Source organism: Paracoccaceae bacterium (genome assembly GCA_012103375.1).
Taxonomy (GTDB): domain Bacteria; phylum Pseudomonadota; class Alphaproteobacteria; order Rhodobacterales; family Rhodobacteraceae; genus WLWX01.
In genome coordinates, this window is sequence record WLWX01000001.1 from 3,636,506 (window position 1) to 3,653,068 (window position 16,563).

Genomic DNA, 16,563 nt, shown 5'->3' on the forward strand with positions numbered 1-16,563 from the left:
CGCAGGGTTAACCGCACCCTAGCGGCGCGGCGGCTGGGCGTCCACCTGCGCAGAGGGGCGCGCTTGCGACTTGCCTGCCATGGTTCTAGGGTCCGCCGGATTTTGCGCTGAACCAGACAGTTGAAGGGCCGGATATGACGGATCGAACAGAACGTGACGGGCTACAGGTGGCAAGCGAGCTGGCCGCTTTTGTTGAGGGCGAAGCGCTGCCCGGCACCGGGATCGACGCGGCGCATTTCTGGACATCTCTGGCAGATATCGTTTCTAAGTTTTCTCCCCGAAACAGAGAGTTATTGGGTGAACGTGAAGCGTTACAGTCAAAGATCGACGACTGGCATCGTCAGCGGTTGGGCCAGCCCCATGACGCAGACGCGTATCAGCGCTTCTTGCGCGACATTGGGTATCTGGTTCCCGAAGGGGCGGGTTTCGCGATTGATACGGACAATATCGACGCAGAGATTGCGACCATTCCGGGCCCTCAGCTGGTGGTTCCGATCACCAACGCACGCTATGCGCTGAACGCGGCGAATGCGAGGTGGGGGTCGCTCTATGATGCGTCGTACGGCACCGATGCTTTGGGCGATGCGCCGAGTGGCAAGGCGTTCGATCCCGAGCGCGGTGCGCGTGTTGTGGGTTGGGCTAAGGATTTCCTGGATCGGGCCGCGCCGCTGGCATCAGGCCGCCATGCGGATTGTGCGGGGTACACGGTCGTCGCTGGGGCGTTGGTGCCCCCGCTGGCAGATCCCGATCAGTTTGTGGGATTCACGGGTGATCCATCTTCTCCGGACTCAATATTGCTGTTGAACAATGGGTTGCACATCGAGATTGATGTGTCACGCAAAGGCAGTATTGGCGCAACGGATCCCGCTGGCGTCAACGACATCCGGTTGGAGGCCGCGATCACTGTGATCATGGATCTGGAAGATTCGGTGGCTTGTGTCGATGCCGAAGACAAGGTCGTCGCCTATCGCAACTGGCTGGGTCTGATGCGGGGCGATCTTGAGGAAAGCGTGACCAAGGGCGGCAAGACTTTCAACCGCGCACTAAACCCCGATCACACATACCAATGGCCCGGCGGCGGAGAGATTACGCTGAAAGGCCGCGCGCTGATGCTGGTTCGGAATGTCGGGCATCTGATGGCCAATCCGGCGGTGCTGGACGGCGACGGGAACGAGGTGTTCGAGGGGTTGCTGGACGCGATGATCACCGTGCTGATCGGGATGCATGATCTTGATCGCGAGGGCGGAAACTCGGACGAAGGGTCGACCTATGTCGTGAAGCCGAAGATGCATGGGCCGGATGAGGTTGCCTTCACGGATGATCTGTTCACGGCGGTCGAGGCGGCATTGGGGCTGCCGCAATACACCGTCAAGCTGGGGATCATGGATGAGGAGCGGCGGACAAGCGCGAACCTCAAGGAATGCATCCGCGCGGCGCGGCACAGGGTTGCGTTTATCAACACCGGGTTCCTGGATCGGACGGGGGATGAGATTCATACCTCGATGGAGGCGGGGCCGATGATCCGCAAGGGGCAGATGAAATCGACGCCCTGGATCGCGGCGTATGAGGATCGCAATGTCGACATTGGGCTGGCTTGTGGGCTGGCCGGGAAGGCGCAGATCGGCAAGGGCATGTGGGCGGCGCCGGACCGGATGGCGGCGATGCTGGACGAAAAAATCGGCCACCCGATGGCGGGTGCGAATTGCGCCTGGGTGCCGTCACCGACCGCTGCGACGCTGCATGCGACGCATTATCACGCCGTCGATGTGCCTGCGCGACAGGCCGAGCTGGCGGCAGGCGGCCCGCGCGGCACGCTGGACGATCTGTTGACGATCCCTTTGGCTGAGGGGCGCAACTGGTCGGACGTCGAGATTTCTGACGAGATCGACAACAACGCGCAGGGCATCCTGGGCTATGTGGTGCGCTGGGTGGATCAGGGGGTCGGCTGTTCCAAGGTGCCGGACATTCACGATGTCGGGTTGATGGAGGATCGCGCGACCTGCCGAATATCCTCGCAAGCGCTGGCGAACTGGTTGCATCATGGGGTGATCAGCGCAGATCAGGTGATGGCGGGGATGAAGAAAATGGCTGCTGTGGTGGATCGGCAGAACGCCGATGATCCGTTCTATCAGCCAATGGGGCCGGGGTTCGACGGGGTTGCGTTCAAGGCGGCCTGCGATCTGGTGTTTGAAGGGCGTGCGCAACCGTCCGGCTATACTGAACCCGTGCTGCATGCGCGGCGGTTGGAGTTGAAGGGGCAGGGGCCGTCGGATTGAAAATCCGCCGGTTCGTGGCCGCGGGCGATGGCAGGAGGGGCCAGCCCCCCAGACCCCCCGACCAGCCCCCCAGACCCCCCCAGCCCCCCAGACCCCCCGGAGTATTTTTGGCGAAAAGATATGAGCGCGGCATCGCATCTGTGAAAGATGGTGGCCCCGGACATGGCGAGCGCTTATAAAGTGCGGGATCTTCGACGGAGAATTGCATGGCGCGCGCGGTCATTGGAATTATCGGCAACCAGCATCTGATTAATGATGATTATCTGGTGCACGGGGTCGGGACGATGTTGTCCGAGGCGATCTCGGGCGTGTCGGATTGTTTGCCTTTGCTGGTGCCACCGGATCCTGACCTGGTCGATCTGGACGATCTGATGGCGGCTTGTGACCGGTTTCTGTTCACCGGCGGGCGGCCCAACGTGCACCCGGAAGAATACGGGCAGGCGGCGACGCCTGCGCATGGCGATTTCAACCGCTCGCGGGATCGGCTGGCGCTGCCGTTGATCCGGGCCTGTGTTGAGCGGGCGCAGCCGATCTTTGCGGTGTGTCTGGGCTTTCAGGAGTTGAGTGTCGCGTTTGGCGCCACCCTGCATCCGGAAATTCGCGATCTGCCGGGGCGGATGAACCACCGCATGCCGCCTGATGGCACGCTGGAGGAGAAATTCGCCCTGCGCCGATTGTGTTGAAAAACTCCGTTTTAGGGCCTGAACGATGATTTTTCTTTCCATGCAGCCCGATCCTAAATTTTTGGCGCGGGGGTCGGCCCAAATCGCCTACATGCGCTCACGCGCAGCCATGCGCTGTCTCGTGGTCAAAGCTTTCCGACTATTTCGCTTCATAGGTTTTCGCAAGAAATCCGCGACGCTCTGATTTCGGAGTTTTTCAACACAATCCGCCATGATGTGCATTTCACGCCCGGCGGGCCGTTCGCGACGCTGATGGGCAGCGATGTGGTGCGCACCAATACGCTGCACGGGCAAGGGATTGATATGCCGGGTCCGCGTCTGGTGATCGACGGGCGCGCCGATGATGGCACGCCCGAGGCGGTCTATGTGCGTGATGCGCGGGGATTCTCACTCGGGGTGCAGTGGCACCCGGAGTATAACGCCGCTGCTGATCCGGTGTCGCGCAAACTGTTTGAGGCGTTCGGCGATGCCGCGCGCGACTGGCGGTCGGGCGCGGCGGGGTTGCGGCGAAGCGCGTGAACCCCCGCACCGTCGGATTGGTGGCACGAGTGGGGAGCCTCCGGCGGGGATATATTGGGGTCAATGATGGGCCAGGGCAGCCTCACATTGCTCCGGCGATGCCCCGGATCACGATCATCAGGGCGCCTGCGGCGATGATGTAGCCGCCGTCGACGACCAATGCGTAGGTTGATTTGCCGCTGAACTTGCCGGTTGAGGTGACGAAAGCTGCCGCCGTCAGGATGCCGATGATCGCAGTATAGAGGTCGTGGGTCATCGCCGTGCGGCTGACGAGGCAGGCGAGGCCGAACAGCGCGAGCAGTTGCAACAGCATTGCGCCGACGGGCATGGCGCTGGCCGCGCCGAGCTCGACCCCCGACCCTTCGGCCCAACGTTTGCCGAACAGCATCGGGCTGTAGACTCCCCAAGATATTTTCAACGAGAAGACGGGGCGGCGGGTTTTTTCGACTGCCGGGCATGAAAAAGGCCCCGGGTGGGGGCCTTTCTGTCGATTGTCTATGGCGGTTTCGATAACTGCTTGAGCGGTGTTATTTCGTCGGGCCGATCATCATCACCATCTGACGGCCTTCCATCTTGGGCATATTCTCGATCTTGCCCAGCGCGGCCGCTTCGACATCATCCGCGACCCGTTCAAGCAGTTCACGCCCGAGGTTCAGGTGTGCCATCTCGCGACCCCGGAAGCGCAGTGTGACCTTTACCTTGTCGCCGTTTTCCAGAAACTTGGTCACGTTGCGCATTTTGACGTCATAGTCATGCACATCGGTGTTGGGCCGAAACTTGACCTCTTTCACCTCGATGATCTTCTGTTTCTTGCGCGCTTCGCTTTCGCGTTTCTGCGTCTCGTACTTGAACTTGCCGAAGTCCATGATCTTGACGACAGGCGGTGTGGCGTTGGGCGAGATTTCAACGAGGTCGAGCCCGGCTTCGTCAGCCAGCTGCATTCCGCGTTCGGGTGTCACGACACCCACGTTTTCACCGTCAGCGCCGATAAGGCGGATTTCCGTGGCCCGGATGCGATCATTGACGCGGGGGCCGGTTTCACGCACCGGAGGCGCGTTGTGAGGTCTGCGAGCGATGGCAGGTCTTCCTTTTATGGTTGTCGTCGTCCTGAGCGCGCAAATTAGGGCGCGGACGAGGGGCATTCAAGGGCCAATACGGCAAGAAGCCGCGCATCGGGGCTGGAACTTTGCCCCGGACAGGACTACGTCGGGCGAAATTCAGCCAGCCAAGGGTGGGACCCATGAACAGAACGATCATTTATATCATTACTGCCGCCGCCGTTATCGGGGCCGTGCTGCTAATCGTGCGCAACGACGATCCGGCGCCGGTGGCCACGACCGAGGTCGAGGACGCGGCCGAGTCGGTGGCTGCAGAAGCTGCCGTTGAGGTGGAAGAGGCGACGGACTCCGCAGCAGAGGCTGTGGAAACGGCAACCGAAGAAGTCGCCGAAGCTGTGACGGAAGCGGCTGAGGAGGCTGCGGATGCAGTCTCGGAAGGGCTGGAGAATGCGGCGGATGCTGTCAGCGATGTCGTCGAAGGCGCGGTTGAGGGTGCCGTCGAAAGTGCCGAGAATGCAGCAGATGCCGTTTCGGACGCCGTGAGCGATGCCAGCGAAGACGCCGCAGAAACGACAGGCGCAGCGACGGAGATGGCCGAAGAGATGGCTGAGGATACCACTGAGGCCGCGACCGAGATGGCTGAGGATACCACCGAGGCTGCGACAGAGATGGCTGAGGACACCGCTGAAGCCGCGACGGAGATGGCTGAGGATACCGCCGAAGCTGCGACAGAGATGGCTGAGGATACCACTGAGGCCGCGACTGAGATGGCTGAAGATACCGCCGAGGCTGCGACCGAAATGGCTGAGGATACCGCTGAAGCCGCGACGGAGATGGCTGAGGACACCACTGAGGCCGCGACAGAGATGGCTGATGATGCCATGGAATCGACTGAAGATGCGGCCGGTGAAGCCGTCGCAATGGCAGAAGACGCCGCCGAACCGATGGCCGATGCGGCCCTTGGCGATGCGATGACGCCGGATCTGAACGTTCTGCTGACCAGCGAAGGTTGGGATGCGGCCAAGGTCAGCGAAGCGATTGACGCATCCGATCTGAACCCGCTGCGCAAAACCGGCCTGAAATCACTGGTGGACGCGGCCCCTGAAAGTGGTCCGCTGCTGGACGCTGCGATCGAAACCGTGCGCAAGGCACTGAACGTCGAAGGTTGATCCCCGACGGGATCAACGCCAGTGACATGAACCCTGATTACCGCGTCGTGCAAACGGCGCGGTTTTTCTTTTCCCGGATGCCTGGTAGCCAGCGCAGTAGCAGCCCAAATTTTCGAAAGAGCGCATAGATGACTGTTCGAGTGGCTTTCACAGATTTCTGGGGCAGTTTTAAGCCCGAGACCAATCTGTTTACAAAGCTGATGCGCCGCCACGCCAGCATCAAGGTCGTGACTGAGCGACCGGATTTGTGCTTCTTCTCGAACTTTGGTCGCAAGCCTTACCGGCCCGATGGGCATTTTGCCTTCATGGGCGAAGATTGCATCAAGGTTTTTTTCACCGGAGAGAATATCTCGGCGGATTGTGTTGAAAAACTCCGAAATCAGAGCGTCGCGGATTTCTTGCGAAAACCTATGAAGCGAAATAGTCGGAAAGCTTTGACCACGAGACAGCGCATGGCTGCGCGTGAGCGCATGTAGGCGATTTGGGCCGACCCCCGCGCCAAAAATTTAGGATCGGGCTGCATGGAAAGAAAAATCATCGTTCAGGCCCTAAAACGGAGTTTTTCAACACAATCGGCCAATTTCAACCACTGTGATTATGCGATTGGTTTTGATCCGATCGTCTTTGGCGATCGCTACCTCAGGTGTCCTTTGTATACGATCTATGACGAGTATCAGCAGATCTGCGAACCGCGCGCTGCGTTGACCCGACAGGATCTTGATGCGCGGGACGGGTTCTGTGGTTATGTCGTGTCGGCCTCGACCCACAGTGCGCCCCATCGCGGTGATGCTTTTGCGGCATTTGATGCCGCCCGCGGGGTTGCTTCGGGGGGCAAGCATCTGCGCAATACCGATGCGTTGCAGCAGTTAGAGAAAACGCTGCCCGGAGCGCAGGCAAAGGCGCAGTTCCTTGGCCGGTACCGGTTCTCGATGGCCTATGAAAACGCCAGCCATCCCGGTTACTGTACCGAGAAGATCGTGCAATCCTTTGCGGCGCGCACGATCCCGATTTATTGGGGTGATCCGCTGGTTACGGAGGATTTCAACCCGGCGGCATTCGTCAATGCCAATGAATTAGCATCCCTGGACGCCCTGGTGGCCGAGGTGTTGCGCATAGAAGATGACCCAGATGTCTGCCTGAAGATGCTGAACGCGCCGGTGTTTCAGCCCGGACGATCAGGTGTGCATCTGGCCGAGCTGGAGGCGTTTCTGGCGCGGCTTGTGACCACACCGGCAAGCGATTTGCGCCGCCGGGCGCTGCATGGATCAGGGGCGCGGATTGACGCGCGCGCTGCAAGGGCCGCGCGCAGTTTCTGGCGCCGGTAAGCGGCAGGTACGGGGTTTGACGTAGCGCTATGTGGCGCGGTCGGGATTTGCCCGAAATATCTCGGCGTATGCGTTTTTCGCGGCCCGTCAACGGGCGTTGCGGGTCGGCATCGCATGGCACAAGGTCGAGCAGAACCCTGCCTGATACAAGGCCAACCTAAATGGCACGTCTTTTGCCATTCAGGAAAAAATACCTGATATTATCGAAAATATCTTGCGAAAACTAATCTATTCACAATAAGGATTTTGACCTTATTGTGACGGTCTGATCCTAGGGAGGAATATAATGTTAACCAAACTAACCCGCCGTGCCGCGATAGCGTCGCTCAGCGCGCTGACGCTTGGCGCGGGCATCGCTGCACCGGCTTTTGCCGACAGCCATGCCATCACGTTGCGCATGTCGACGCCGGCATCTGCCAGCGATCAGCGTTCTTTGGCGCTGGAACAGGTCTTCGCACCTGCCGTTTCGGGCTTTGCGACGTATGAGCCGCATTACAACGGCTCGCTGATCGCGCAGAACTCGGAGCTTGAGGCGATTGCGTCGGGCGATCTGGAGATGTCGATCACTTCGGCGCAGGAACTGGCACAGTTCTTCCCCGAATTCTCGATCTTCGCGACGGGCTATGTCCATCAGGACGCCGCGCATCAGGTGCGCGTGTTCAATGATCCGCTGATGGCCCCCTTCAAGCAGAAGGTGGAAGATGAGCTGGGCGTGAAACTGCTGAGCGTCATGTATCTGGGCAAGCGCCACGTGAACCTGCGTCAGACGAAAGAAGAGCTGACGGTGATGACGCCTGCGGATCTGGCCGGGGTGAACCTGCGGATGCCGGGCACGGATGCGTGGCAGTTCCTGGGCAAAGCGCTGGGTGCGAACCCGACGCCGATGGCCTTTACCGAGGTCTACACCGCGTTGTCGACCGGATCGGTTGACGGTCAGGATAACCCGTTGCCGACCGTCGTAGACGCCAAGTTCTATGAGGTGACCAATCAAATCGTGCTGACCGCGCATCTGGTTGACCTGAACTATGTCGCCTTCTCGAAAGCGGTCTGGGATGGTCTGAGCGCTGAACAGCAGGTCGCCGTTCAGGCCGCTGCCGATGCAGCCGCTTCGGTTGGTCGTCTGCGTCAGCTGGACAAGGAAAACTCGCTCGCCTCGTTCATTCGTGAGCAGGGTGTCGAGATTTATGAGCCCGATCAGGCCGCGTTCCGCAGCCATGTTCAGTCGATGTACCTGGATACCGATGCCTCGGCCGATTGGCCCGAAGGCGTGCTGGACCAGATCAACGCGCTGGGCAACTGATCTGAAAGCAGCGCTGCGGGGGATCCGATGAAGCCAGTATTCGCTTGGATCAACCGCGGCGCGGAATTCGTGGCGGCCATGTTGATGGCCGCCATGTTTGCGACATTCATCCTGCAAGTCACCGTGCGCTATACCGCGCGCGCTGAATGGATCGCCGAGGCGATCCCGATCCTTGATCCCAACGGATACGGCTGGACGCTGGAATTCTGCCTGCTGATGTGGGTCTGGATCGTGTTCTGGGGCAATGCGTTCATCGTGCGCCAGCGGGATCATGTGATTTTCGACATCGTTTACACCAACGTCAGCCCGACGATGCGTAAATGGTTTGCCATTTTCGCGGCCGTCGCGATCTGCGTTGGACTGTTGGCCTCATTCGGGCCGACGTGGGAGAAATTCCATATCCTGCGCCTGAAAAAAACGCCGACCCTGTCCACCGTGTTCGGCGACTGGATTCGCGTGCGCCATGTCTATTCGATCTACTTCGGTTTCCTCGCCATCGTCGCCCTGCGTTATGCCTGGCGCACCTGGGACATCCTGAAGAACGGCGCGGAATCCGATCTGCATCATTATGAAGAACTGGCCGAGACCTCGGCGGAAGAGGCCGGCACATGACCCTTGAATTCACGCTGTGCCTTGTCACCCTGTTCGTGATGGCAGGCATCGGCATGCCGATTGCCTATGCGATCCTGCTGGCATCCTTCGTCTATCTGACGGTCAGCGGGGGTGGCGTTGGGATTGCGGGCAAGGTGCTGATGGACGGGCTGTATAACAGCTTTATCCTGCTGGCCGTGCCGCTGTTCATCGTTGCCGCGAACATTATGAACGCTGGCACAATATCGGACCGGTTGCTGCGGTTCTGCGTCGGGCTGGTGGGCCGGTTCAAGGGCGGGCTGGGGCATGTGAACGTCGTGGCATCACTGATCTTCTCGGGCATGTCCGGCAGTGCGGTTGCAGACGCGGCAGGCATCGGCAAGATCATCATCGGGATGATGACCAAGTCGGGTCACTATACGCGTGGGTACGCGGCGGCGATCACCGCTGCCTCGGCCACCATCGGCCCGATCATCCCGCCGTCAATCCCGATGGTGCTGTATGCGCTGGTGTCAAACACCTCGATCGGGTTCCTGTTTCTGGGCGGCATCGTACCGGGGCTGTTCATGGGCGGCGTGCTGATGGGGATGAACTATGTCATCTCGGTCCGCCGGGGCTTCCTGACCGAAGACGCTGTGCCTCTGGCCGAGCTGCCGGCCCTGACCTTCAACGCCTTCCCAGCGCTGCTGATGCCCGCGATTCTGCTTTATGGCATTTACGGCGGCGTCACGACCCCGACCGAGGCTGCCGCCGTCGCCGCCTTTTATGCGCTGATCCTGGCGGCGGTGTTTTACCGCGCCCTCAGCATCGCCAACTTCTATCGGATCCTTGTGGAAAGCGCGCGGTCGTCTGCTGCCGTGGGTCTGGTGATTGGCGGGGCGCTGATCCTGAACTTTGTCGTCGCGTCCGAGAATATCCCCGGCATGCTGGCCAATGCGCTGGTCGATCTGGATGTCGATCCGATCGTCTTCCTGCTGGGCGTCAACGTGCTGATCCTGCTGCTGGGCTGTGTACTGGATGCGACCACGATCATCCTGGTGATTATCCCGCTGTTCCTGCCCACCTGCCGAGAGCTTGGGATCGACCTGGTCCATTTCGGCGTCGTCGCGGTGGTCAATTGCATGATCGGCCTGATTACGCCGCCCTATGGCATCCTGTTGTTCGTCATTAACGCCGTGACCCGCATTCCGCTGGGTGAGATTATTCGCGAAGTCATCCCCTTCGTCCTTGTCCTGATCGGCGCGCTACTGGTGCTGATCCTGTCGCCGGGGCTGGTGCTGTGGTTGCCAAGGATGTTCGGGTATCTGGGGTAGGGGGACGGACCCCGCAAAAGCAGACGCCCTTTGACCGCCGCCATTCCGGGTTGAGGCCGCGCAAATGGCGTGCCAGAGCACCATCATGTCCGGGCCATTCACACCCGTAGGACCAATCGGCCCACACTATTCCCCCGATATCGCAGAAAATCCCGCCTCACGCCCTTTTCCTGCCGGTCAGAACCGGGCAAAAGGCAGGGGCGATTGCGACCGGCGCGTGATCTGCGCCCTGGAAGGACCGATATGGCTGATCTGCGCAAAATCATCATTGACGAGCATGAGGTCGAATGTGACCCGGCCCTGACCCTGATTCAGGCCTGCGAACAGGCGGGGGTCGAAATTCCCCGGTTCTGTTATCACGAACGCCTGTCAATCGCCGGAAACTGCCGGATGTGTCTGGTCGAGGTTGTCGGTGGGCCGCCCAAGCCCGCGGCCTCCTGCGCGATGCAGGTCAGGGATCTGCGCCCCGGCCCGGAAGGGCAACCTCCGGTGGTCAAGACGAACTCTCCCATGGTCAAGAAGGCGCGTGAGGGGGTGATGGAATTCCTGCTGATCAACCACCCACTGGATTGCCCGATCTGTGATCAGGGCGGCGAATGTGACTTGCAGGATCAGGCGATGGCCTATGGCGTCGATTTTTCCCGCTACCGCGAGGTGAAGCGCGCGACCGAGGATCTGGATCTTGGCCCGCTGGTCGAAACCCATATGACGCGCTGCATTTCCTGCACCCGCTGCGTGCGGTTCACGACCGAGGTTGCCGGCATTCATCAGATGGGCCAGACGGGCCGGGGTGAAGATGCCGAGATTACCGCCTATCTGGGCGAAACGCTGGACAGCGAATTGCAGGGCAACATCATTGATCTGTGCCCGGTCGGGGCGCTGACGTCCAAACCATACGCTTTCACCGCCCGCCCGTGGGAACTGTCGAAGACCGAAACCATCGACGTCATGGACGCGCTGGGTTCCAACATCCGGGTGGATACCAAAGGGCGCGAAGTGATGCGGATGCTGCCGCGCAACCATGATGGCGTGAACGAGGAATGGCTGAGCGATAAGTCCCGTTTCGTCTGGGACGGGCTGCGCCGCCAGCGGCTGGATCAGCCTTATGTCCGGGTCGATGGCAAGCTGAAGCCTGCCACCTGGCCCGAGGCGCTTGTCGCGGCGGCCACTGCCATGAAGGGCAAGAAGCTGGCCGGGCTGGTCGGTGATCTGGCCCCGGTTGAGGCGGCGTTTTCGCTGAAAGGGTTGATCGAAGGGCAGGGCGGTCACGTCGAATGCCGCACGGATGGTGCGAAACTGCCGGTCGGCAACCGCAGCGCTTATGTCGGCACGGCGCAGATTGATGACATCGACAGCGCCAAGGCGATCATGCTGATCGGGACCAACCCGCGGGCGGAGGCTCCGGTTTTGAACGCCCGTATCCGCAAGGCGTGGCTGAATGGCGCGAAGATCGGTGTTGTCGGCCAGGCGGTCGACCTGACCTATGACTATCATCATCTGGGCACAGGCGCGGGCGATCTGGCCAAGATGACCGAGGGGTCGCATACCGACGCCCATGGCAAAGACACGATCGTGATCGTCGGGCAGGGCGCTTTGGCGCGCGAAGACGGGGCCGAGGTTCTGGGCCACGCAATGAAATTCGCCGAGATGACGCAAAGCCGGATGCTGGTGCTGCACACCGCTGCGGGCCGCGTCGGCGCAATGGACGTGGGCGCCGTGACCGAGGGCGGGATATCAGCAGCGTTGGACGGGGCCGAGGTGGTCTATTCGCTTGGCGTGGACGAGGGCGACATCCCCGCCGGGCCAACCGTGATCTATCAGGGCAGCCACGGTGACCGGGGTGCGCACCGCGCCGATATCATTTTGCCAGCGGCGGCCTGGACCGAGGAATCGGGGATATTCGTGAATACCGAAGGGCGCCCTCAGATGGCGCTGCGCGCGTCGTTCCCGCCGGGCGAGGCCAAGGAAAACTGGGCGATCCTGAGGGCGCTTTCGGCGGAACTGGGGGCGACACTGCCTTACGATTCGCTGAATGCGCTGCGCGCGGCCATGGTCGCGGCGCATCCGCATCTGGACGCGATTGACGAGGTTGCGGACAACGGCTGGACGCCGGTGGCACCCGGGGCCTGCTCGGGTGATTTTGCCCCCGCGATCAGCGATCATTACCTCACCAACCCGATTGCACGAGCCAGCGCCCTGATGGCAGAGCTTAGCGCCAACGCCGCGGCCCGCCGCAAGCCCGCCATCGCGGCCGAGTGATCCTTTGCGCGGCGGCCTTCCTGTTGTGGCGCTGCTGACAGGGTGCGCCGCCGCCCTGCCGGTGGACCCGGTTGAAGAGGGTCCGTTTACACCGACCTATCAGCCGGTGGAAACCGCACTTCTGGATGGCGATCTGGTGCAATTCACAGTCGCGATGCGGGGCGCGCGCAGCCAGTCGGACCTCACCGATTTCGCCGACTGCGCGGCGGCGGGGTATACGCAAATTCGCGGGTATGAGTTTGCGCGACACCTGCGCACAAATCTGGACCGGCGGGGTGGCGTTTGGCGCGCGGATGCTGTTTACACGATCTCGCCACAGCGGCCTGCCGGGACGATCATGATCGACGCCGGTGAAACGGTCGCAGACTGCAAGCGGGACGGAATTCCGACGGTATGAGGGATCATGGCAAACTTCTTTGAAACCGGCCTCGGGATAGCCGTCATCATCGCGGCGCAAAGCCTTCTGGTGATTGGCTTTGTGATGATCAGCCTGCTGTTCCTGGTTTACGGCGACCGCAAGATCTGGGCAGCCGTGCAGATGCGGCGCGGGCCGAACGTTGTGGGGGCCTTTGGTCTGCTGCAATCGGTCGCCGACGCGCTGAAATACGTGGTGAAAGAGGTCGTGATTCCGGCCGGCGCCGACAAAACCGTCTTCATGCTGGCCCCGATCACCAGCTTCGTGCTCGCTATGATCGCTTGGGCGGTGATCCCGTTCAACGACACCTGGGTGCTGGCCGAGCTGAACGTCGCGATCCTTTACGTTTTCGCGGTAAGCAGCCTTGAGGTCTATGGCGTGATCATGGGCGGTTGGGCGTCGAACTCGAAGTATCCGTTCCTCGGCTCGCTACGATCTGCCGCGCAGATGATCTCCTATGAAGTCTCGATCGGGTTGATCATCATCGGGGTGATCCTGACGACTGGCAGCTTGAATTTCGGAGACATCGTGCGCGCCCAGTCCGGCGACTATGGGTTGTTCAACTGGTACTGGCTGCCACACTTCCCGATGGTTTTCCTGTTCTTCATCAGTGCGCTGGCCGAAACCAACCGCCCGCCGTTCGACCTGCCCGAGGCAGAGAGCGAACTGGTCGCAGGCTATCAGGTCGAATACTCCAGCACGCCGTTCCTACTGTTCATGGCTGGCGAATACATCGCGATCTTCCTGATGTGCGCGTTGACAACGCTGCTGTTCTTCGGCGGCTGGCTTTCGCCGATCCCCGGTATCCCCGACGGGGCGCTGTGGATGCTCGCCAAAATGGGCTTCTTCTTCTTCCTGTTCGCGATGGTGAAGGCCGTGGTGCCGCGCTACCGCTATGACCAGCTGATGCGGCTGGGCTGGAAAGTCTTCCTGCCATTCAGCTTGGCATGGGTGGTCTGGGTGGCGCTTGCCGCGAAGTTTGAGCTGTTCGGCGGGGCTTATGCGCGCTGGGTTGTGGGGGGCTGAGGCGGATGGGCGTCGACATCGAATTGTTCCAGCAGCTTGCTGACTTGTCGACGCGCTTTCAGCCCGGGGGTCGAACCCTTATGCTGGGCCGCCACAGCTTTGCCGTGGCAGAGCGGATCGCCTGGAAATTCGACCGCGCACTCTCCGATATTGGTAGCGACCTGACGCATGCCGACCTTACACAGGAAGACGGTTACTGCGAAACCATGATGCGCAAGCTGGGCTTCGGCGAAATGGAGGCGATGGACTTCTCGGACTATGAGGGAGCGTCGATCATTCACGATCTGAACCGACGGATCCCGTCTGAACTGGAAGGTCAGTTTGATTTCATATTTGATGGCGGCACCATAGAGCATGTTTTTAATGTACCGGTCGCGCTGGAAAATGTGTTTCGCATGCTGAAGCCTGGTGGGCGTTTCGTTTCGGCAAATGGCTTCAACGGTTGGCCGGCACATGGCATCTATCAGTTCAATCCGGAGCTTGTCTGGACGTTCTGGTCACGAAATTGCGGTTGCGAGGTGCATTCATGCATGGGCATTCACAAGCGCCCACGCGGTGGCAAATATCGGATCAATTTCCGCGACCCGGCTATCACGGGCAAACGCCTGCGCCTTAAGGGCAAAGTTCCGTCGGGCCGGATTTATCTTTACTATGAAGTCGAACGCACCCCGGGTGCAGAAATCAAGAATGTGGTGCTTCAAAGCGACTATGAAACGAAGTGGCAGGACCATAACAACGCTGGCGAAACGCGGCTTGATGCAAAGGTAGACGCGTAATGGCTAATATCGACTACACCCGCTCCGTCAAATACTTCCTGCTGATGGACATGTGGAAGGGCCTCGGCCTGGGCCTGAAGTATTTCTTCAGCCCGAAGGCGACGCTGAACTATCCGCATGAAAAAGGGCCGCTGTCCCCTCGGTTCCGTGGCGAACATGCGCTGCGCCGGTATCCGAATGGTGAGGAACGCTGCATCGCCTGCAAACTGTGTGAGGCGATCTGCCCCGCGCAGGCGATCACAATTGATGCCGAACCGCGCGATGATGGCTCTCGCCGGACGACGCGGTACGACATCGACATGACGAAATGCATCTATTGCGGCTTCTGTCAGGAGGCGTGTCCGGTGGATGCAATCGTCGAAGGCCCGAACTTCGAATTCTCGACCGAGACGCGGGAAGAGCTGTTTTACGACAAGGACAAACTTCTGTCGAACGGCGACCGTTGGGAAGCGGAAATCGCCCGCAACCTGGAACTGGACGCGCCGTACCGATGAGCGATTTTGCCAAAATCTTCCAGCAGATGCTCGACAGCGGGCAGGACATGGCCAAGGCCTTCAACCCCGGCGCGTTCAATACGCGCACGTTTGAAGATGCGATGCCGACCATGCCGTCCGAGATGATGGAGATGTTTTTCGGCAAGACGCTGAACCAGGGCGGGCTGGACGCGAAAACCCGGCTGTTCCTGACGCTGGCCGCGCTGACCGTGACCGGCGCACAGGCCGAAAGCCAGATCCGCCTGACCGTGCGCCACGCGTTGGAGGCGGGGGCCACGGCGCAGGAGATTGCCGAGGTGATCGCCCAGATGGCCATGTTCGGCGGGGTTCCTGCGATGACCAAAGCCATGGAACTGGCGCAGGATGTGATTGAAAAGGAAGCGGAAACATGACGTTTGCAGCGTTTGCCTTTTACCTGTTCGCCTTTGCGGTCGTCGCCGGGGGCCTGATGGTCGTCGTCGCCCGCAACCCCGTGCATTCGGTTCTGTGGCTGATCCTGTGCTTCCTGTCCTCGGCGGGCCTGTTCGTTCTGGTCGGCGCCGAATTCGTCGCGATGCTGCTGATCATCGTCTACGTCGGCGCGGTCGCGGTACTGTTCCTGTTCGTCGTCATGATGCTGGACGTCTATTTCGCCGAGCTGAAGGCCGAAATGGCGAAATACATGCCGCTGGGGCTGCTGATCGGGGTGGTCCTGCTGATGCAGCTGGGCATCGCCTTTGGCGTCTGGCAGTCCGCCGACATCGCCGAAAGCCAGCGCGCCGCCCCGGTGATAGCCGTCGGGGCCGAAGATCTGGGCGAAGGCCTGTTCAGCGACAGCGACGCCCTGCTGAGCCAGACCCACAACACCCGCGCGCTCGGCACGTTGATCTACGACGATTACTTGCTGCTCTTCCAACTCGCCGGGCTGATCCTGCTGGTCGCGATGATCGGCGCCATCGTCCTGACCCTGCGCCACCGGACCGACATCAAGCGGCAGAACATCGTCGCCCAGATGATGCGCGACCCGGCCAAGGCGATGGAGTTGAAGGACGTGAAACCGGGGCAGGGACTATGATCGCACTCGAACACTACCTCACCGTCGCTGCCGCGCTGTTCGTGATCGGCATTTTCGGGCTGTTTCTGAACCGCAAGAACGTGATCGTCATTCTGATGAGCATCGAGTTGATGCTGTTGGCGGTGAACATCAACTTCGTGGCGTTCTCGGCCTATCTTGGCGACCTCGTGGGGCAAGTTTTCACGCTGTTCGTGCTGACCGTGGCGGCGGCTGAGGCTGCGATCGGCCTTGCGATCCTCGTCTGTTTCTTCCGCAACCGCGGCACCATCGACGTTGAAGACGTCAACGTGATGAAGGGCTAAGCC

Annotated in this window: 19 protein-coding genes; 17 read left to right on the forward strand and 2 right to left on the reverse strand. The window is 60.6% G+C overall.

Annotated features, from left to right (window positions below; all coding sequences use genetic code 11):
- Positions 1 to 134 precede the first annotated feature (134 nt).
- From GKR99_18580 to GKR99_18590, 3 genes are all read left to right on the forward strand, one after another.
- Positions 135 to 2,276 carry a malate synthase G gene (locus GKR99_18580; GenBank protein NKB29449.1) on the forward strand — a complete coding sequence of 714 codons (2,142 nt, stop codon included), beginning with the start codon at positions 135 to 137 and terminating at the stop codon, positions 2,274 to 2,276.
- Positions 2,277 to 2,482: 206 nt separating this feature from the next.
- Complete coding sequence (locus tag GKR99_18585; GenBank protein NKB29450.1) at positions 2,483 to 2,959, forward strand: hypothetical protein; 477 nt, start codon at positions 2,483 to 2,485, stop codon at positions 2,957 to 2,959.
- 57 nt (positions 2,960 to 3,016) lie between these two features.
- Positions 3,017 to 3,478 carry a hypothetical protein gene (locus GKR99_18590; GenBank protein ID NKB29451.1) on the forward strand — a complete coding sequence of 154 codons (462 nt, stop codon included), beginning with the start codon at positions 3,017 to 3,019 and terminating at the stop codon, positions 3,476 to 3,478.
- 82 nt (positions 3,479 to 3,560) lie between these two features.
- On the opposite strand, the gene GKR99_18595 is transcribed toward GKR99_18590, so the two are convergent.
- Together GKR99_18595 and GKR99_18600 are read right to left on the reverse strand one after the other, a co-directional pair.
- Positions 3,561 to 3,866 (reverse strand): twitching motility protein PilT, encoded by a 306-nt coding sequence (locus tag GKR99_18595; GenBank protein ID NKB29452.1) that lies wholly within the window; start codon positions 3,864 to 3,866, stop codon positions 3,561 to 3,563.
- 139 nt (positions 3,867 to 4,005) lie between these two features.
- Entirely contained in the window at positions 4,006 to 4,620 is a 615-nt protein-coding gene (locus GKR99_18600; protein NKB29453.1) for a translation initiation factor IF-3, read from the reverse strand.
- Positions 4,621 to 4,718: 98 nt separating this feature from the next.
- On the opposite strand from GKR99_18600, the gene GKR99_18605 reads away from it, so the two are divergent.
- From GKR99_18605 to nuoK, 14 genes are all read left to right on the forward strand, one after another.
- The gene (locus GKR99_18605; GenBank protein NKB29454.1) at positions 4,719 to 5,705 is read left to right on the forward strand and encodes a hypothetical protein; all 987 of its coding nucleotides are present in this window, start codon (positions 4,719 to 4,721) and stop codon (positions 5,703 to 5,705) included.
- 128 nt (positions 5,706 to 5,833) lie between these two features.
- Entirely contained in the window at positions 5,834 to 6,181 is a 348-nt protein-coding gene (locus tag GKR99_18610) for a hypothetical protein (protein NKB29455.1), read from the forward strand.
- Positions 6,182 to 6,226: 45 nt separating this feature from the next.
- A complete protein-coding gene (locus GKR99_18615) occupies positions 6,227 to 7,030 on the forward strand; it encodes a hypothetical protein (GenBank protein ID NKB29456.1) in 804 nt (267 codons plus the stop codon).
- Positions 7,031 to 7,316: 286 nt separating this feature from the next.
- A complete protein-coding gene (locus GKR99_18620; protein ID NKB29457.1) occupies positions 7,317 to 8,330 on the forward strand; it encodes a C4-dicarboxylate ABC transporter in 1,014 nt (337 codons plus the stop codon).
- Positions 8,331 to 8,357: 27 nt separating this feature from the next.
- Positions 8,358 to 8,942 (forward strand): TRAP transporter small permease subunit, encoded by a 585-nt coding sequence (locus tag GKR99_18625; protein NKB29458.1) that lies wholly within the window; start codon positions 8,358 to 8,360, stop codon positions 8,940 to 8,942.
- Positions 8,939 to 10,234, forward strand: coding sequence for a TRAP transporter large permease subunit (locus GKR99_18630; protein NKB29459.1), 1,296 nt, complete (start codon positions 8,939 to 8,941; stop codon positions 10,232 to 10,234). Before GKR99_18625 ends, GKR99_18630 begins: the two co-directional genes overlap by 4 nt.
- 243 nt (positions 10,235 to 10,477) lie before the next feature.
- Positions 10,478 to 12,493 carry an NADH-quinone oxidoreductase subunit G gene (locus GKR99_18635; GenBank protein ID NKB29460.1) on the forward strand — a complete coding sequence of 672 codons (2,016 nt, stop codon included), beginning with the start codon at positions 10,478 to 10,480 and terminating at the stop codon, positions 12,491 to 12,493.
- A 31-nt stretch (positions 12,494 to 12,524) separates the two neighbouring features.
- Positions 12,525 to 12,890 (forward strand): hypothetical protein, encoded by a 366-nt coding sequence (locus GKR99_18640; protein NKB29461.1) that lies wholly within the window; start codon positions 12,525 to 12,527, stop codon positions 12,888 to 12,890.
- A gap of 6 nt (positions 12,891 to 12,896) precedes the next feature.
- Entirely contained in the window at positions 12,897 to 13,934 is a 1,038-nt protein-coding gene (nuoH, locus tag GKR99_18645) for an NADH-quinone oxidoreductase subunit NuoH (protein NKB29462.1), read from the forward strand.
- A 5-nt stretch (positions 13,935 to 13,939) separates the two neighbouring features.
- Positions 13,940 to 14,710 carry a methyltransferase domain-containing protein gene (locus tag GKR99_18650; GenBank protein NKB29463.1) on the forward strand — a complete coding sequence of 257 codons (771 nt, stop codon included), beginning with the start codon at positions 13,940 to 13,942 and terminating at the stop codon, positions 14,708 to 14,710.
- Complete coding sequence (nuoI, locus tag GKR99_18655; protein NKB29464.1) at positions 14,710 to 15,204, forward strand: NADH-quinone oxidoreductase subunit NuoI; 495 nt, start codon at positions 14,710 to 14,712, stop codon at positions 15,202 to 15,204. Before GKR99_18650 ends, nuoI begins: the two co-directional genes overlap by 1 nt.
- On the forward strand, positions 15,201 to 15,596 hold the full coding sequence (locus tag GKR99_18660) for a carboxymuconolactone decarboxylase family protein (protein NKB29465.1): 396 nt from the start codon (positions 15,201 to 15,203) through the stop codon (positions 15,594 to 15,596). The genes nuoI and GKR99_18660 overlap by 4 nt, the downstream gene beginning before the upstream one ends.
- A complete protein-coding gene (locus GKR99_18665; protein ID NKB29466.1) occupies positions 15,593 to 16,258 on the forward strand; it encodes an NADH-quinone oxidoreductase subunit J in 666 nt (221 codons plus the stop codon). Before GKR99_18660 ends, GKR99_18665 begins: the two co-directional genes overlap by 4 nt.
- Positions 16,255 to 16,560, forward strand: coding sequence for an NADH-quinone oxidoreductase subunit NuoK (gene nuoK / locus GKR99_18670; GenBank protein ID NKB29467.1), 306 nt, complete (start codon positions 16,255 to 16,257; stop codon positions 16,558 to 16,560). Before GKR99_18665 ends, nuoK begins: the two co-directional genes overlap by 4 nt.
- The last annotated feature ends 3 nt before the right edge of the window (positions 16,561 to 16,563 follow it).

Excerpts from the sequence above, each read along its gene's own strand:
- nuoI (NKB29464.1), top strand. The coding sequence starts at position 14,710 with ATGGCTAATATCGACTACACCCGCTCCGTCAAATACTTCCTGCTGATG.
- GKR99_18585 (NKB29450.1), top strand. The coding sequence starts at position 2,483 with ATGGCGCGCGCGGTCATTGGAATTATCGGCAACCAGCATCTGATTAAT.
- GKR99_18650 (NKB29463.1), top strand. The coding sequence starts at position 13,940 with ATGGGCGTCGACATCGAATTGTTCCAGCAGCTTGCTGACTTGTCGACG.
- GKR99_18595 (NKB29452.1), bottom strand. The coding sequence starts at position 3,866 with ATGCTGTTCGGCAAACGTTGGGCCGAAGGGTCGGGGGTCGAGCTCGGC.
- GKR99_18660 (NKB29465.1), top strand. The coding sequence starts at position 15,201 with ATGAGCGATTTTGCCAAAATCTTCCAGCAGATGCTCGACAGCGGGCAG.
- GKR99_18580 (NKB29449.1), top strand. The coding sequence starts at position 135 with ATGACGGATCGAACAGAACGTGACGGGCTACAGGTGGCAAGCGAGCTG.
- GKR99_18620 (NKB29457.1), top strand. The coding sequence starts at position 7,317 with ATGTTAACCAAACTAACCCGCCGTGCCGCGATAGCGTCGCTCAGCGCG.
- GKR99_18615 (NKB29456.1), top strand. The coding sequence starts at position 6,227 with ATGGAAAGAAAAATCATCGTTCAGGCCCTAAAACGGAGTTTTTCAACA.
- GKR99_18610 (NKB29455.1), top strand. The coding sequence starts at position 5,834 with ATGACTGTTCGAGTGGCTTTCACAGATTTCTGGGGCAGTTTTAAGCCC.
- nuoK (NKB29467.1), top strand. The coding sequence starts at position 16,255 with ATGATCGCACTCGAACACTACCTCACCGTCGCTGCCGCGCTGTTCGTG.
- nuoH (NKB29462.1), top strand. The coding sequence starts at position 12,897 with ATGGCAAACTTCTTTGAAACCGGCCTCGGGATAGCCGTCATCATCGCG.
- GKR99_18625 (NKB29458.1), top strand. The coding sequence starts at position 8,358 with ATGAAGCCAGTATTCGCTTGGATCAACCGCGGCGCGGAATTCGTGGCG.
- GKR99_18605 (NKB29454.1), top strand. The coding sequence starts at position 4,719 with ATGAACAGAACGATCATTTATATCATTACTGCCGCCGCCGTTATCGGG.
- GKR99_18635 (NKB29460.1), top strand. The coding sequence starts at position 10,478 with ATGGCTGATCTGCGCAAAATCATCATTGACGAGCATGAGGTCGAATGT.
- GKR99_18665 (NKB29466.1), top strand. The coding sequence starts at position 15,593 with ATGACGTTTGCAGCGTTTGCCTTTTACCTGTTCGCCTTTGCGGTCGTC.
- GKR99_18600 (NKB29453.1), bottom strand. The coding sequence starts at position 4,620 with ATGCCCCTCGTCCGCGCCCTAATTTGCGCGCTCAGGACGACGACAACC.
- GKR99_18630 (NKB29459.1), top strand. The coding sequence starts at position 8,939 with ATGACCCTTGAATTCACGCTGTGCCTTGTCACCCTGTTCGTGATGGCA.